Source organism: Stenotrophomonas sp. S39 (genome assembly GCF_016624665.1).
In the GTDB taxonomy this organism is placed as follows: domain Bacteria; phylum Pseudomonadota; class Gammaproteobacteria; order Xanthomonadales; family Xanthomonadaceae; genus Stenotrophomonas.
Map to the genome: position 1 here is coordinate 1 of NZ_JACVTT010000199.1, position 1,230 is coordinate 1,230.

Sequence of the window (1,230 nt, forward strand, 5' to 3'; positions counted from 1 at the left end):
TATAACCCAAGGCAACTTGCGGTTATATGGTCAAGCGAATAAGCGCACACGGTGGATGCCTTGGCGGTCAGAGGCGATGAAGGACGTGGCAGCCTGCGAAAAGTATCGGGGAGCTGGCAACAAGCTTTGATCCGGTAATGTCCGAATGGGGAAACCCACCCGCTTGCGGGTATCCTGCAGTGAATACATAGCTGCTGGAAGCGAACCTGGTGAACTGAAATATCTAAGTAACCAGAGGAAAAGAAATCAACCGAGATTCCGTAAGTAGCGACGAGCGAACGCGGACTAGCCCTTAAGCTGATTTGGTTCTAGGAAAACGCTTTGGAAAGAGCGGCCATAGAAGGTGATAGCCCTGTATCTGAAAGGGCCATTTCAGTGAAGACGAGTAGGGCGGGGCACGTGAAACCCTGTCTGAACATGGGGGGACCATCCTCCAAGGCTAAATACTACTGACCGACCGATAGTGAACCAGTACCGTGAGGGAAAGGCGAAAAGAACCCCGGAGAGGGGAGTGAAATAGATCCTGAAACCGTGTGCGTACAAGCAGTAGGAGCTCCGCAAGGAGTGACTGCGTACCTTTTGTATAATGGGTCAGCGACTTACTGTTCGTGGCAAGCTTAACCGTATAGGGGAGGCGAAGGGAAACCGAGTCTGATAAGGGCGCATAGTCGCGGGCAGTAGACCCGAAACCGGGTGATCTAGTCATGGCCAGGGTGAAGGTGCCGTAACAGGTACTGGAGGCCCGAACCCACGTCTGTTGCAAAAGACGGGGATGAGCTGTGATTAGGAGTGAAAAGCTAATCGAACCCGGAGATAGCTGGTTCTCCTCGAAAGCTATTTAGGTAGCGCCTCATATGTATCCTCTCGGGGGTAGAGCACTGTTATGGCTAGGGGGTCATCGCGACTTACCAAACCATTGCAAACTCCGAATACCGAGACGGACTGTATGGGAGACACACGGCGGGTGCTAACGTCCGTCGTGAAAAGGGAAACAACCCAGACCCACAGCTAAGGTCCCAAATTCACTGCTAAGTGGAAAACCATGTGGAAAGGCACAGACAGCCAGGAGGTTGGCTTAGAAGCAGCCACCCTTTAAAGAAAGCGTAATAGCTCACTGGTCGAGTCGGTCTGCGGGGAAGATTTAACGGGGCTAAGCAGTGAACCGAAGCTTGGGGTGTACATATTTATATGTACGCGGTAGAGGAGCGTTCCGTAAGCCGTTGAAGGTGG

Annotated in this window: 1 rRNA gene; it reads left to right on the top strand. The window is 52.4% G+C overall.

From position 1 onward, the window contains the following. Positions 1-28: 28 nt before the first annotated feature. Positions 29-1,230, top strand: a 23S ribosomal RNA gene (locus tag IAE41_RS22290); the annotation flags it as partial.